The sequence below is a fragment of the Oerskovia jenensis genome (assembly GCF_016907235.1).
Lineage (GTDB): Bacteria > Actinomycetota > Actinomycetes > Actinomycetales > Cellulomonadaceae > Oerskovia > Oerskovia jenensis.
In genome coordinates this window covers 4,365,259-4,377,840 of the sequence record NZ_JAFBBO010000001.1, presented here as the reverse complement: position 1 = coordinate 4,377,840, position 12,582 = coordinate 4,365,259, and the positions used below count along the sequence as shown (strand labels likewise).

General features: G+C 72.4%; 14 protein-coding genes and 1 other RNA gene. 5 read left to right on the top strand and 10 right to left on the bottom strand.

Features of this window, described 5'->3' with window-relative positions:
• Positions 1-88: 88 nt before the first annotated feature.
• On the bottom strand, positions 89-469 hold the full coding sequence (locus JOD49_RS19550; RefSeq protein ID WP_205308635.1) for an STAS domain-containing protein: 381 nt from the start codon (positions 467-469) through the stop codon (positions 89-91).
• A gap of 271 nt (positions 470-740) precedes the next feature.
• On the opposite strand from JOD49_RS19550, the gene JOD49_RS19545 reads away from it, so the two are divergent.
• Together JOD49_RS19545 and JOD49_RS19540 are read left to right on the top strand one after the other, a co-directional pair.
• Complete coding sequence (locus JOD49_RS19545; RefSeq protein ID WP_205308634.1) at positions 741-1,010, top strand: DUF7218 family protein; 270 nt, start codon at positions 741-743, stop codon at positions 1,008-1,010.
• Positions 1,011-1,023: 13 nt separating this feature from the next.
• Positions 1,024-1,596: a DUF6328 family protein gene (locus JOD49_RS19540; RefSeq protein WP_239525262.1), complete on the top strand. Its 573-nt coding sequence runs from the start codon at positions 1,024-1,026 to the stop codon at positions 1,594-1,596.
• Positions 1,597-1,668: 72 nt separating this feature from the next.
• Here JOD49_RS19540 and JOD49_RS19535 read toward each other — a convergent pair whose 3' ends face one another.
• The 3 genes from JOD49_RS19535 to JOD49_RS19525 all read right to left on the bottom strand — a co-directional run bounded on the left by JOD49_RS19535 (position 1,669) and on the right by JOD49_RS19525 (position 3,019).
• A complete protein-coding gene (locus tag JOD49_RS19535) occupies positions 1,669-2,130 on the bottom strand; it encodes a DUF1579 family protein (protein ID WP_205308633.1) in 462 nt (153 codons plus the stop codon).
• An 86-nt stretch (positions 2,131-2,216) separates the two neighbouring features.
• Positions 2,217-2,618: RNase P RNA component class A (rnpB, locus tag JOD49_RS19530), an RNA gene on the bottom strand.
• 14 nt (positions 2,619-2,632) lie between these two features.
• Positions 2,633-3,019: a tautomerase family protein gene (locus tag JOD49_RS19525; RefSeq protein WP_205308632.1), complete on the bottom strand. Its 387-nt coding sequence runs from the start codon at positions 3,017-3,019 to the stop codon at positions 2,633-2,635.
• A gap of 100 nt (positions 3,020-3,119) precedes the next feature.
• On the opposite strand from JOD49_RS19525, the gene JOD49_RS19520 reads away from it, so the two are divergent.
• Complete coding sequence (locus JOD49_RS19520) at positions 3,120-3,893, top strand: YaaA family protein (protein WP_205308631.1); 774 nt, start codon at positions 3,120-3,122, stop codon at positions 3,891-3,893.
• Between the two features lie 171 nt (positions 3,894-4,064).
• Here JOD49_RS19520 and JOD49_RS19515 read toward each other — a convergent pair whose 3' ends face one another.
• The 5 genes from JOD49_RS19515 to JOD49_RS19495 all read right to left on the bottom strand — a co-directional run bounded on the left by JOD49_RS19515 (position 4,065) and on the right by JOD49_RS19495 (position 9,376).
• Positions 4,065-5,294, bottom strand: a complete 1,230-nt coding sequence (locus JOD49_RS19515) for a bifunctional RNase H/acid phosphatase (protein WP_205308630.1) — start codon at positions 5,292-5,294, stop codon at positions 4,065-4,067.
• 365 nt (positions 5,295-5,659) lie between these two features.
• On the bottom strand, positions 5,660-6,346 hold the full coding sequence (locus JOD49_RS19510; protein ID WP_205308629.1) for a hypothetical protein: 687 nt from the start codon (positions 6,344-6,346) through the stop codon (positions 5,660-5,662).
• Positions 6,347-6,546: 200 nt separating this feature from the next.
• Entirely contained in the window at positions 6,547-7,125 is a 579-nt protein-coding gene (locus tag JOD49_RS20610; protein ID WP_205308628.1) for a DUF6318 family protein, read from the bottom strand.
• A 584-nt stretch (positions 7,126-7,709) separates the two neighbouring features.
• Positions 7,710-8,444 (bottom strand): zinc ribbon domain-containing protein, encoded by a 735-nt coding sequence (locus JOD49_RS19500; protein WP_205308627.1) that lies wholly within the window; start codon positions 8,442-8,444, stop codon positions 7,710-7,712.
• Between the two features lie 38 nt (positions 8,445-8,482).
• A complete protein-coding gene (locus JOD49_RS19495; RefSeq protein ID WP_205308626.1) occupies positions 8,483-9,376 on the bottom strand; it encodes a Nif3-like dinuclear metal center hexameric protein in 894 nt (297 codons plus the stop codon).
• A gap of 70 nt (positions 9,377-9,446) precedes the next feature.
• On the opposite strand from JOD49_RS19495, the gene JOD49_RS19490 reads away from it, so the two are divergent.
• Positions 9,447-10,298 (top strand): helix-turn-helix domain-containing protein, encoded by an 852-nt coding sequence (locus JOD49_RS19490; protein WP_205308625.1) that lies wholly within the window; start codon positions 9,447-9,449, stop codon positions 10,296-10,298.
• A gap of 4 nt (positions 10,299-10,302) precedes the next feature.
• Complete coding sequence (locus tag JOD49_RS19485; protein ID WP_205308624.1) at positions 10,303-10,731, top strand: VOC family protein; 429 nt, start codon at positions 10,303-10,305, stop codon at positions 10,729-10,731.
• 9 nt (positions 10,732-10,740) lie between these two features.
• Here the strand turns inward: JOD49_RS19485 and JOD49_RS19480 are convergent, their stop codons facing one another.
• Complete coding sequence (locus JOD49_RS19480) at positions 10,741-12,543, bottom strand: bifunctional 3'-5' exonuclease/DNA polymerase (RefSeq protein WP_205308623.1); 1,803 nt, start codon at positions 12,541-12,543, stop codon at positions 10,741-10,743.
• Positions 12,544-12,582 lie beyond the last annotated feature (39 nt).

Genomic DNA, 12,582 nt, shown 5'->3' with positions numbered 1-12,582 from the left:
CCGACTCATCGCGTCTGCTGGTCCGGCTCGCCGCGCCTGCTGGTCCGGCTCGCCGCGTCGCGGCGGGTCGGACCGGCTCGCGCTCCGGCTAGACCGCGGAGTGGTGCCGGTCCTCGACCGGGTGCTCGAGATGGTGGTTCGCCACAGCCGGGAAGATGTCGATCACGCCCAGCATCTCCAGGACGTCGGTGACGACCGTCGGCGGGTTGCGCAGGCTGACCTGAAGCCCTTCCTCGCTGCCGATCGTGTAGAACTGCACAAGGAAAGCGATCCCCGTCGAGTCCATGAACGTCACCTTCGAGGTGTCGATCACGACGGGAACGTCCCGATCGAGGGCGTTGGCCAGAGCCGCGCTCGCCTCGCTGCGCAGGGCGACGTCGATCTCGCCCCACATGTCCACCACGCTCGTGTCGGGCTGCTCGAAGAGCGTGATCCCGCCGGTCGTTGTCGTCGTCTTGCTCGCGATCATGACGTGAGCCCCCGCTCGTCGTGTTCTCGGCGCCTGAGAACTGGAGCGCCGCCAACAGAGCCAGAGTACCCCCGACAGGCGCCCGCATGACAGCATTCTGGGGATTGCTTTACCTGGAGTACCCATCAGGTGCGTTTTCGGGCGAAACCTCCTCGTGCTCGTGGTGCTTCGACCGGGTCTGCACCACCTGAGTGCACTTTCTCGCGCGAGTGGCGCGACGCCGTCGTACGGTCGGACGACCTGCAGAGACCCGACCCGAGAGGTGACCCCCATGCCCCGGCGCGACCCTGGCCCGTCCATCAAGGACAAGGACCTGTACGAGACCCTGCGCGACGAGGGGAACTCGAAGGAGAAGTCCGCACGGATCGCGAACGCGGCCGCAGCGTCCTCACGGAGCGAGGTCGGCGCCAAGGGTGGGTCGTCCCCCGCGTACGAGGAGTGGAGCCTCGACGACCTGCGGGTGCGTGCCCGGGAGGTCGGCATCGAAGGACGCTCGACCATGCGCAAGGGCGAGCTCATCACCGCACTGCGGAACCACTGAGCGGGGCGGCCGGATGAACAGAGGGGCCGACGCCGGCGGCCCCGCGGGATCGAGCGCCTCGGGCGACAGGGCCGGCACCGGGCAGCCCGACGGTGCGCGAGACGGGCTCCTCCGCGACTCGCGGGACGAGACCGACGACGAGCGGGCCGACCGGAACTGGGCCGAGCTCCTCCAGGAGCTGCGCGTCACGCAGATGGGCGTGCAGATCCTCACCGGGTTCCTGCTCACCCTGCCGTTCCAGCAACGGTTCGCCGAGCTCGACACAGCGCAGCGCAACGTCTACCTGTGCCTCGTGGTGCTCTCGGTGATCGCGACCGGGCTGCTCGTGGCCCCCGTGTCGTTGCACCGCATGCTGTTCCGCAAGCACCTCAAGTCACGGCTCGTGACGTCGGCCGACCGGTTGGCCCGGGTAGGGCTCGTCGTCCTCGCGCTCGTCGTCACGGGGACGGTCCTGCTGATCTTCGACGTCGTCGTGGGGCCCGCGGCCGCGCTCGCCGCGGCGATCGGCGCGCTCGTGCTGTTCGCGCTCCTGTGGGTCGCGCTGCCGCTCGAGCTGATGCGGCGGGCGCGGGCGGGCGACGAGTAGCCGTCCCCGCTCAGGTCCGCGGGCGTGCCGGTCCGGGCTGTGCGGGGCCGGCCGGCGGGAGCGTCGCGGCGTTCAGACCCGGTGGTCGTAGACGGCCTCGACGGCCTCGTACGCGGCCTCGCCCGGCACCAGGTTGAGCATGGTCATGCGCCCGCCGCCGCCCTCGACCGGCGCGACGAAGATCTGCCAGCCCCAGTCGGGGCCTTCCGGGGCCGCGTAGCTCCCCGTGAGTCGCACGACGGCGTCGTCCCCCACCGTCCCACTGAAGAGCATCCATGCGGGAGACGCGTGCCACGAGTCGAGCCACACCGCCGACACCCCCTCCTCGCCCGAGCCGCCGCTCAGGAGGAGCAGCCCCTCCTGGGGCGCGTCGCCGTCGGACCACGTGTACGCGAGCGAGACGTACTCGCGCGCCGTGACCGTGACCGACGCGGTCGCGGCCGACGCGACGAACTCGTCGGTCGGGAGGAGGCGCTGCCGATGGACGCCCTGCCACTGCCCCACGAGGGGGGCCAAGCACTCGACGATCCTCATCCCGCCAGCCTACGCAGGGGGCGCGGAGGGCGACAGGGGCGCGCGTGCGCAAGGGGGCTCCGGCGACGCCGGGTCGGAGGTGAGGGCGGATGAGTCGGTCGGTACGCCGGGTTCTGTCCCCGCGCGCGGTTGCCCCCGCACGGGTGACGGCCATCCATCTACGACGTACGTTGCCGCACGCCTCCAGCGGTCTACCCGACTGTGCTTCTCACCAGAGAATCGGGCGGGCCGCCCTCCAACACAGTCTGTCTGACCTTGCTCCAGGTGGGGTTTACCTAGCCGGACCAGTCACCTGGCCCGCTGGTGGTCTCTTACACCACCGTTTCACCCTTACCGCCCACGGCCGGAGCCGTGGGAGGCGGTCTGTTCTCTGTGGCACTGTCCCGCGGGTCACCCCGGGTGGGCGTTACCCACCACCTTGCCCTGTGGAGCCCGGACGTTCCTCGGCGACGCCACGAGGGCGCCGACGCGGCCGCCTGACCGACTCATCCGCTCCCGCAGCCTACACGTCCACGCGGTAGCCCAGCGCGAGCTCGTCGCCGCTCTTGCCGCGGATGCCCCAGCTCTCGGGCGGGCTCTCCAGGATGACGACCTCGAGGTCGTCCGCCGCCAGTCCCAGGAAGGGCGCGACGTCGTCGAACATCGCGGCGATGAGCGCCCGCTTGGCCTCGCGCGAGCGCCCGGTGAAGCACACGACCTCGATCACGAGGTACGCGTCACTGCGCGCCGGTGCGACCAGGTCGCCGTCCTCCATGAGGAGGAAGCGGTGGAACCGCTTGTCCTTCGGGAGCCCCCAGGCGCCGACGACCGCCCGGTGGATCGCGTCGGAGATGTCCTCGCGCTTCATCTCCCAGACCGTGCGGGTGCCGTAGATCTTGACCTGGACCATGCGGCTCAACCTAGTGCCCCTGGCCTCGCGTTCGCCACGGGTGACCATCGCCACGCCGGTGGCGGGCGGGCGCACGTCGGGACCGCCCTAGAGTGGCGGTGTGCTCCTGCTCCTGCCGCCCTCCGAGGGAAAGTCCGTGCCCGACGACGGCGCTCCCCTCGACCTCGCCTCCCTCAGCTCGCCGTCGCTCACCCGGCAGCGCAAGGCCGTGCTCACGGCGCTCGTCGCCGCGAGCAGGCGGCGCGACGCGCTCGATGTGCTGGGCGTGAGCGCGGGGCTCGCCGACGAGGTGGCGCGCAACGTGTCGCTGGCCACGGCACCGACGGCCCCCGCCGCGGAGATCTACAGCGGGGTGCTGTACGCGGCCGCCGGCCTGGCCGACCTGCCGCCCGCTGCTGCCGCGCGGGCCGAGGACTCGGTGCGGATCGTGTCGGCGCTGTGGGGCGCGGTCTCCCCCGCCGACCGCATCCCCGCCTACCGGTTGTCGATGGGCACCAAGCTTCCGCCGCTCGGGGCTCTGGCCCCGTCGTGGCGGCCGCACCTCGCCGCGGCCCTGGACCCGCGGGCGACCGGTGACGTCGTGATCGACTGTCGTTCTGCGCCCTACGCGGCCGCGTGGAAGGTCCCCGCCGGGGCCGAGCATGTCGCCGTGCGCGTGCTGCGCGAGCTCGACGGCAAGCGCAGCGTCGTGTCGCACAACGCCAAGCACACGCGCGGGGTACTCACGGGTCACCTGCTGACCTGTGCCGAGCCCGTGCACACGGCCGAGGAGCTGCTCAAGGCCGCGTACGAGCTCGTCGGGACCGCGCTGCTCGACGCGACGCTGCTGCCCGGGGCGCGTGGCGCGTCGACACTGGAGCTCGTCGTCGCCTGAGATTCCCTCGAAGCCGTGCGACCTGTCGGCGCCGAGCATGCTCGAGGCCGGGACGTCAGCTAACTGAGGTAGAGGTTCCGCGCGGTCCAGAACGAGGTGGAGGTCGATGGGGGCCTCATGGCGACCTCAACCCCGTTCTCGGCACCGGGCGCGCACTGGCGAGCGGCGGGCTCAGGGTTCGCTCGGGCACCCGACGACGGTCAGCTCGGTGGTCCCGTCGGCCCACAACCGCACGATGCTCACCGACCCCGGCGGCACCCTGAAGCCCGCCCATCGCGAGGGCGGCGCCTCGATCGCCCGCCCGACGGCGGCGCGCACCTGCACCGCGTGACCCACCACGACCACGGTCCGGCCGGTGCCCTGCGCGAGAAGATCCTGCAGCCCTGCCCAGACGCGGTCGCCCACGTCGGCCATCGACTCCCCGCCCGGCGCGACCTCGGTGCCCGAGACGAGCCACTGCTCGGGATGCCCGTCCCAGCGCTCGGCGATCTGCCCGGCCGTCAGCCCCTCCCACTCGCCGAAGTGGACCTCGGCGAACCGTTCGTCGGTGCGGACGTGCAGTCCCAGTCGGCGGCTCACGGCCCGCGCGGTCTCCTGCGCCCGAACCATGGGGGACGCCACGATCTCGGTCGGCTTCGGCAGGTCCGTCCAGCGGTCCCGGCCGATGCGGTAGATCAGGTCGGCCGCCTGGGCAGCCTGGACCCGACCCCGCGCCGTGAGCGACGGGCCCGGCACCGAGGAACCCGAGTAGGCACCCGCGACCGTGAGCGGCGTCTGGCCGTGCCGGACCAGGACGACGGTCAGCGGCTCGGCGCCGTCGAACCGGGCACGGGCGCCCGAGGGGCGGGTCGGCGTGTCGAAACCAGGGCCAGCGGCGACGGCGCCGGGCGCACCGCTCGCGTCGGCCGGCTCCTCGAATGCCGGGTCCGTGTTTGCCTGCACCTGGTCGGTCACAGGTGTGATGTCGGCCGCCTGGTAGTCGTGGGCGATCTCGCCGCGCGAGTCCATGACCTGGTTCGCGAGGGCGTCCGCATCGGAGTTGTCGGCCCGCGGCACCCACTCGTACGTGACCTGAGACGGTGGCAGCACCTGGGCCGCCTCGGCCGCGAGCCGCCGCATGTCCTCGTGCTTGATCTTCCAGCGCCCCGACATCTGCTCGACGACGAGCTTGGAGTCCATGCGCACGACCACGCGCGCCTCGGGGTCGATCTTCCGCGCGGCGTCGAGCCCCGCGACGAGCCCCGAGTACTCGGCGACGTTGTTCGACACGATGCCGAGGTAGCGGGCTCGCTCGGCCAGCACTGCTCCCGTCGCGGCGTCGCGGACGAGCGCGCCGTAGCCCGCTGGTCCGGGGTTTCCGCGCGATCCGCCGTCCGCCTCGACGATCAACGTCCTGCCCATTCCTCGTCCTCCACGTCTGCCATCGTCCTGTCGATCCGCTCGATCGGTGTGCCCGGCCGGTCGGTGTGCCCGGCCGGTCGGTGCCCGGCCGGTCGGTGTGCCCGGCCGGTCGGTCTGTCCGGCCGGTCTGTCCGGTCGTCCGTCCCGGGCGAACGTCGCTGTCCGGACCCCAGCTGCGTCACAGTTCATGGCCGGGGCCCGCACCGAGCGGTCGCCTCAGTGTTCCTCGCGCGGGCTGCTGGCGTCGAACCGACGGCGTTGATGGCACCTCCTGCGGCGACTGGCTGGCCGGGTCGATGGCAGGCACCGAGATGCTGTTCGTTGTCGCTCGTGGGTGCGACCGGGCGACAACGAGCAGCATCTCGTCAGTCGAGGGGTTCGGTGACGAGGCGGGAGCGGGCTTCGTGGATGGTCAGGGGTGGGGCGGTGGTGGTGGTCGTGGCGGTGCCGGTGATGGGGGTCCAGGTGGTGGTGCCCGTGATCTGGAAGCGCCCGTGCCAGGTCGTGCCCAACGTGATGGTCGCGGTCGCTTCCTGGGCGTAGACGTGGGCGACGGTGTGCTCGGGATAGGGCGCACCAGGGTCGGTCGTGGTGCGCGCGGCGGTGCCGTCGTCGTAGTCCCACGTGTACGTCGCCGGGGTGGCCTCGATCGTGACCGGGATACCCAGCAACGTGGTCGCGAACACCTGCGGGGCCGGGCTGGTGTAGGTGATCGTGTCGACGTTGACCAGGGTCCACCCGTCCGGCGGCTGGATCGTGATCGGGGACGGAGCGATCGTCAGACGCTGGAACTCGGCCTCGACCAACGGCGCCAGGTCGACCGCGGTCAGACAGTCACCCGGGTCAGCCGGGTCCTGCAGCTCCCACCGCGACAGATCGCTGATCGTGCCATCAGGGTTGTTGACCCAGGTCTGCTTGAAGATCGGGTCCAACGCGACCTGACCCGCCTCACACGTGACCGCCAACGCCCCCTCACGCTCCCCCGCCCTGCACGCCCCCACCTGCCCCTTGGTCGTCGGGAAGTCATCGGTGAAACAGACCGACGCGGGCATCCGCCGATACTCCTCCGACGCCGGCGAACCATCCGCATTCCGCGGCCGATGCGCCGACCCATCAGCCGAGACATCAGTCGCTCTCAGAACGACGGAGTCGTCCTCGGCGTCACCGGAGATGCTTGCCGCTGCCGCAACGACCGCAGTCGCGTTCACGATCACCAGTGCGAGGGCGGCAATCACAAGGTGCCGTAGCCCCCTCATGAAGCGGTCACGTCAGTGGACACGCCAGCAAGACGCCACTTCTCTCCGTCGTGGATCAGTTCGGCGCGCAGCACTGAGTCCTCCGCAGCCGTCTCCTCCAACACCGCACCGGTGGGCGAAACCACGGTAGAGCTGGCTTGTTGTACCCGAACATCTACGGGGTAGCCAGCATAGAGAGTGTCCAAGGGGTAAACCTCGAGGACTTCGACCGTGACTGCACCGCCCAGATACTGGTTACCGGCCGATACGTACCCAGCAACATGGTCGAGTACGGCACTACAGAATTCGCATGTCTCCCTCAACGAGACCTGCTCCCACTCCGTCAGGTCACCGGTCGCCATGACATACGGGTACAGCTCCAGGAAGTACGTCGCCGCCGCAGCCGCCCCGACCTCGTCGGTACGGTCCATGTCCGCCGGCCGCTCGGGCTTGACCGGCCCCGTCGGAGTCGGAGTCGGCGTCGGGTTCGGGGTCGGGCTCGGCTCCTCACTCACCACCGGCGCCGAAGACTCGACCGCCGGCCCAGGCGAAGAACACCCTGCCACCAGGCCGGCGAGCACCGCGACCACCACCACCAGCGCACCCCTACGCCGTCGTGCACCTGCAGCGGAAGCACGACCGCTTCCCGGACCAACCCCGCCCACGAACCCCATGGCACGCCCTCGACCACGCCCGACCAACCCCTGCGAACCCATCCCTGCCCCCTCGGTAGGTACCCGGCACAGGGCCACACCGCCCCCACCTCCAAGGAACCTAACGGGTCAAACCACCCCACCGGAACCCCTCGTCCCAGGCTGTGGACAACCGCCCCCACCCGCACCGGCACCGGCACCCCGCAGCCGGACCACGCCCGGCACCCGGGCACCGGGCACGAGCCGAACATGCGGCTACCGTCGCCCGACCATGCGGTTGACGTCCCTGTCGGGCCGAAACCCGACGCCAACCGCATGCTCGGCGCCAAGACCCTCGAACCCGAGACCGGGCACGACCACGACCTTCCCCGCCTTCGACCACGACCTTGAGGCCGCCAACCGCCCCGAGACGGCCTCAACCCCGTTCTCGACACCCGCTAGCCCCCAAGGGGGGCTGTGCCGGAGAGCAACCGAGGCCCCACCCCCGGACAGTCGGGGGCAGGGCCTCGGGCCACGGAAGGTCGACGTCAGGCGTCGAGCCGCACCAGGATGCGGGAGCACTCCTCGCAACGCGCGACCTGCTCGGGCGCCTTGGCCTTGATCGCGGCGACGTCGGACGGGTTGAGCTCGAGTCGGCAGCCCTCGCAGCGGCGGCCGTTGAGCACTGCGGCGCCCAGGCCGCCGAGCTGGTTGCGCAGGCGGTCGTAGAGCGTGACGAGGCCGGCGTCGATCCCGTCGGCGGCCTTGGCCCGTGCGGCGCTCACGGTCGCGACCTCGGCGTCGATCTCGGCGAGCTGCGCGTCGCGCTCGGCCTCGACCTCTCGCTTGGCGGCGACGAGCTCGTCGTTGGCGGAGTCGAGCTTGGCGAGCGCCTCCTCGTGGGCCTCGAGGCGCTCCATGACACCGAGCTCGATCTCCTCGAGGACCTCCTGGCGGCGGGACAGCGACTCGAGCTCACCGACGAGCGCCTGGGCGTCCTTGGCGCCGACCTGGCCCGAGTCGAGGCGGGTCTGGTCACGGGTCGCACGGTTGCGGACCTGCTCGACGTCTCCCTCGGCCTTGGTGAGCTCGCGCTTGAGGTCGCTCACGGCGGTGCGCGAGGCGACGAGCGAGGTGCTGAGGTCGGAGATCTGCGCGTCGAGCTCCGCGATGCGGGCGATCGAGGGCAGGGAGGCGCGCTTGTGCGTGAGCTGCTGCAGGCGGGTGTCGAGTGCCTGGACCTCCAGCAGTCGTCGCTGGTCCTCGGGGGGTGCAGTGCTCACAGGGTGCGTTCCTTTCGATGCAGTTGTGGGGCGCCGGGTCAGGCGCGGGGCGCGGAGCCGATCCGGGCGGTCCAGGGGTCGGTCCGGCGGACGCTCACGCGGGTCTCCACCGTACCCGCATCTGCGAGCCGTTCCGTCAGGTCGGCGGCCGCGTAGCGCAGCCAGGGCCATTCGCTCGCGAAGTGCGCGACGTCCACGAGGAACGGCCCGCCCGCCTCGCCCGCCTCGAACTCCGCGCGCTCGCGCAGCTCGGAGGCGGGGTGGTGGCGCAGGTCCGCGGTGACGTAGACGTCGGCCCCCGCGCTGCGGACGGCGTCGAACAGCGAGTCCCCCGAGCCGCCGACGACGGCCGCGGTGCTCACGGTCGCGTCAAGGTCGCCCGCGACGCGCACTCCTTGCTCGGTCGCGGGCAGGGCTGCGGCGACGCGCTCGGCGAAGGCGCGCAACGTCGTCGGCTCCTCGATGCGGCCCACACGACCGATGCCGGTCTCCACGAGGTGCGTGGCGCCGTCGGGCCCGGCAGCCCCGGATCCGGACGCCGGGACGAGCGGGGTCCGGTCCACGAGGCCGATCGCGTCCGCGAGCGCGTCGGCGACCCCGCGCGGTGCGGCGTCCGCGTTGGTGTGCGCGACGTACAGCCCGATCCCTGCCCGCACGAGGCGGTGCACGAGGTAGCCCTTGAACGTGGTCGCGGCGATCGAGTGCACGGGCCGCAGGAAGAGCGGGTGGTGGGTCACGATGAGGTCGGCACCCCACTCGATCGCCTCGTCGGCGACGGTCGCGACGGGGTCGACAGCGAAGAGGATCTTGCGCACGGGCTGGGCCGGGTCCCCGGTGACGAGCCCGACGGCGTCCCACCCCTCCGCGGTCGACGGCGGGTAGAGCGCCTCGAGGGTCCGGACGACGTCGGCGAGCGTGGGGTGTGCGGTCACGGGTCCAGGCTATCCGCCGCGGGCCGGCGACGACGCGCGCCGAGCGACCCCCAGGACCTACCGTGAAGGCATGGGACAGCACTACGTGCGCGCCTCCCCGGCCGGACCACTGGGGTCTGCGGTCGGCTCGATCCTGGGCTACGAGATCACGGACGAGGCCCCCTCGGTCCACCGTGGGCTGCCCTCGCCGTGGCTGACGTTCGTCATCAGCCTCGACGGTCCTGTCCCCACCGCGACGGGCCCAGGTGACGCGCCGCTGCACCGGTACGCCTCGCTCGTCGGGGGGCTGCACCTGTCCCCCGCCTACATCCATCAGCCCGCGCACCAGGAGGGCGTCCAGCTCGCGCTCGACCCCCTCGCGAGTCGCGCGCTGCTCGGCGTGCCGCCTCGCGAGCTGGGCATGGTGACTGACGCCGACGACGTGCTCGGCCCCCTCTCGCGCGACCTGCGGGAGCGGGTCGGCGAGACGGCGTCGTGGGACGAGCGACTCACGCTCGTCGCCGAGGCGTTGCGTCGCGTGGCCACTGCCCGCACCCCTGGCCACGGACACGTCCGGGTCGAGGTCGCCGAGGCCTGGCGCCACATCCTGCGCAGCAACGGCCGGTTGTCCGTGCCCGACGTCGCCGCGCACGTCTGGCTCAGCCCTCGCCAGCTCACGTCGCTCTTCTCGGCCGAGCTCGGTCTGAGCCCCGGTGCAGCGTGCCGCCTGGTCCGGTTCGACGCGGCCAGGGACGAGGTGCGCGCGGGGTTCCTGTCGCCGTCGGGCCCGCACCTCGCGGACGTCGCGGCCCGCACCGGGTACGCCGACCACTCCCACCTGGTGCGTGACTTCCACGCGTTCGCGGGCCTGAGCCCGACGGCGTGGCTCGCCGAGGAGCGCGCAAACATCCAAGCCGGGGGTGGCGCACCGCGAGCAGGCTGAGCTCATGGACACGTACACGACACAGGCACCCCCGGCTCAGGTCTGGCCCACCCTCCAGGCGCACGACGCGTCCGGGCTGATCGACTTCCTCGTCGACGTGGTGGGCTTCCGACGCAACACGGTCATGACGGGCGACGGGGGCGTCGCGCACGCCCAGCTCGACTGGCCGCCGGGCGGCGGCATCATGCTGGGCTCGTTCAAGCCCGACGGCGAGTGGTCACGTCCGCCGGGCACGTTCGGCGGGTACGTGGTCGCCGGGGCGCTCGGCAGCGGGACGGGGATCGAGGAGATCGCAGACCGGGCGGAGCGCGCCGGCGCGGTGCTCACTCCCCTGCGCGAGACCGACTACGGCAGCCGTGAGCTGGTGCTCGCGGACCCCGAGGGCAACCTCTGGTCGGTCGGGACGTACCGGGGCGAGCCGCGGGCCGCCTGAGCGAGAGCGCTACTTCGCCTGCGAGTAGTCGTCGACGATCGCGACCGTGAGCGGGAAGTCGACCGGGAAGTCGCCGAAGAGCAGCTTCCCGGCCTCGGTGCCCGCGGCCCGGATCTCGGCCGCGACCTGCTCGGCGAGCTCGACCGGGGTGTGCACGATGATCTCGTCGTGCAGGAAGAAGACCATGTGGGGCTGGTCGGCGAAGGGAGTCGGGGCTCGTCCGGGCGTCGCGGCCCGAGGCATGGCGGCGAGGCGACCGCGCAGCGACGCCATCCAGCACAGCGCCCACTCGGCGGCCGTGCCCTGCACCACGAAGTTCCTGGTGAACCGGCCCCACGCGCGGGTCTGGCTGCGGGCGCGGGACTGGGCGTCGCTCGACGCGGACTCGTCGTACGCGCTGCCCTGCGTCTCCTCCCAGCCCGACCCGGGCGGGGGCGAGCTCCGGCCGAGGCGCGTGGTGACGATCTCGCCGCGCTCCCCCGCCCGTGCGGCCTGCTCGACGAGGTCGAGCGCGCGCGGGAACGCCTTGGCGAGCCGTGGCAGCATGAGCCCGCTCTCTCCCGTGGTGCCGCCGTACATGGCGCCGAGCATCCCGATCTTGGCCTGGGCGCGCGTCTCGACGGCGCCCGCGTCGACGATGCCCTGGTACATGTCTCCGCCGCGCCCGGCCTCGGCCATGACGAGGTCCCCCGAGAGCCCCGCGAGCACCCGGGGTTCGAGCTGCGCCGCGTCGGCGACGACGAGCGTCCACCCGGGGTCTGCGACCACGGCCGAGCGGATCTGGTGCGGGAGCTGGAGGGCTCCTCCGCCGTTGGCGGCCCAGCGCCCGGTCACGACCCCCCCGACGACGTACTCGGGCCGGAAGCGTCCGCCTCGCACCCAGGTGTCGAGCCAGTTCCAGCCGTTGGCGGTCAGCAGGCGGCTGAGCTTCTTGTACTCGAGCAGGGGTGCGACGACCGGGTGGTCCACACGTTCCAGGTCCCACTTGCGGGTCGACTTGACGCCGACGCCCGCGTACTCGAGGGCCTTGAGGAGCTCGGGGGCCGAGTCGGGGTTGAGCGCGGGCGCGTCGAGCGCCGCGCGCACCCGCTCGGCCAGGGCTTCGAGCCGTGCGGGGCGCAGGCCGAGCGGTGGCCTGGCCCCCAGGGCTCCGGTGAGCATCGCGTCGTGCAGGTCCTCGCGCCAGGGCAGCCCGGCGTGGCTCATCTCGGCGGCCACGAGGGCGCCCGCGGACTCGGCCGCGAGCAGCAGCCGCAGCTGTCCCGGGCCCGACGACGTCGCGACCGCCTCGAGCTGTCGGCGCAGCTCCCCGACGGGGTCGGGTGGGGAGGCGTCCCGGGGGGCGCCGAGGTCGAAGAGAGCGTCGGGGCGCTCGATCCCCGGCACGGGGACCGTCGGGACGGGGAGCATGTCGTCCCACGCGTCGCGCGGCCCGCGCGCCAACGGTGTACCCGACGTGAGGACCGAACGCCGCAGGATGGCCCGGGAGAGACGCAGGTCGTGCGCGCGCTCGACGCGCACGCCCGCCGCGAGGGCGGCCGGGTACCAGAGGTTCGTGTCTTCCCAGACCCAGCGGGTCGCGGGCACCGCGGCCTGGGGCGCGTCGAGGGTGGTCGTGGCCACCGCGGGGCTCGCGGACAGGGGACCGGCGCGCTCGAGGACGGCCTCCGGCCAGGTCGTGCGGCGTGGGGCGGGGTGCAGCCGGCCGCCGTGGGGGTCGAGGTCCTCGACGTCGACGACGACCGGGTCGGCGGACGACGTGCGGAGCGGGACCGAGTACACGCCCCGAAGTCTGCCGTGAGGGTCTGACATCCGGGGCGCCCCGCGTCCCGCCCACCGTGATCACCGGTG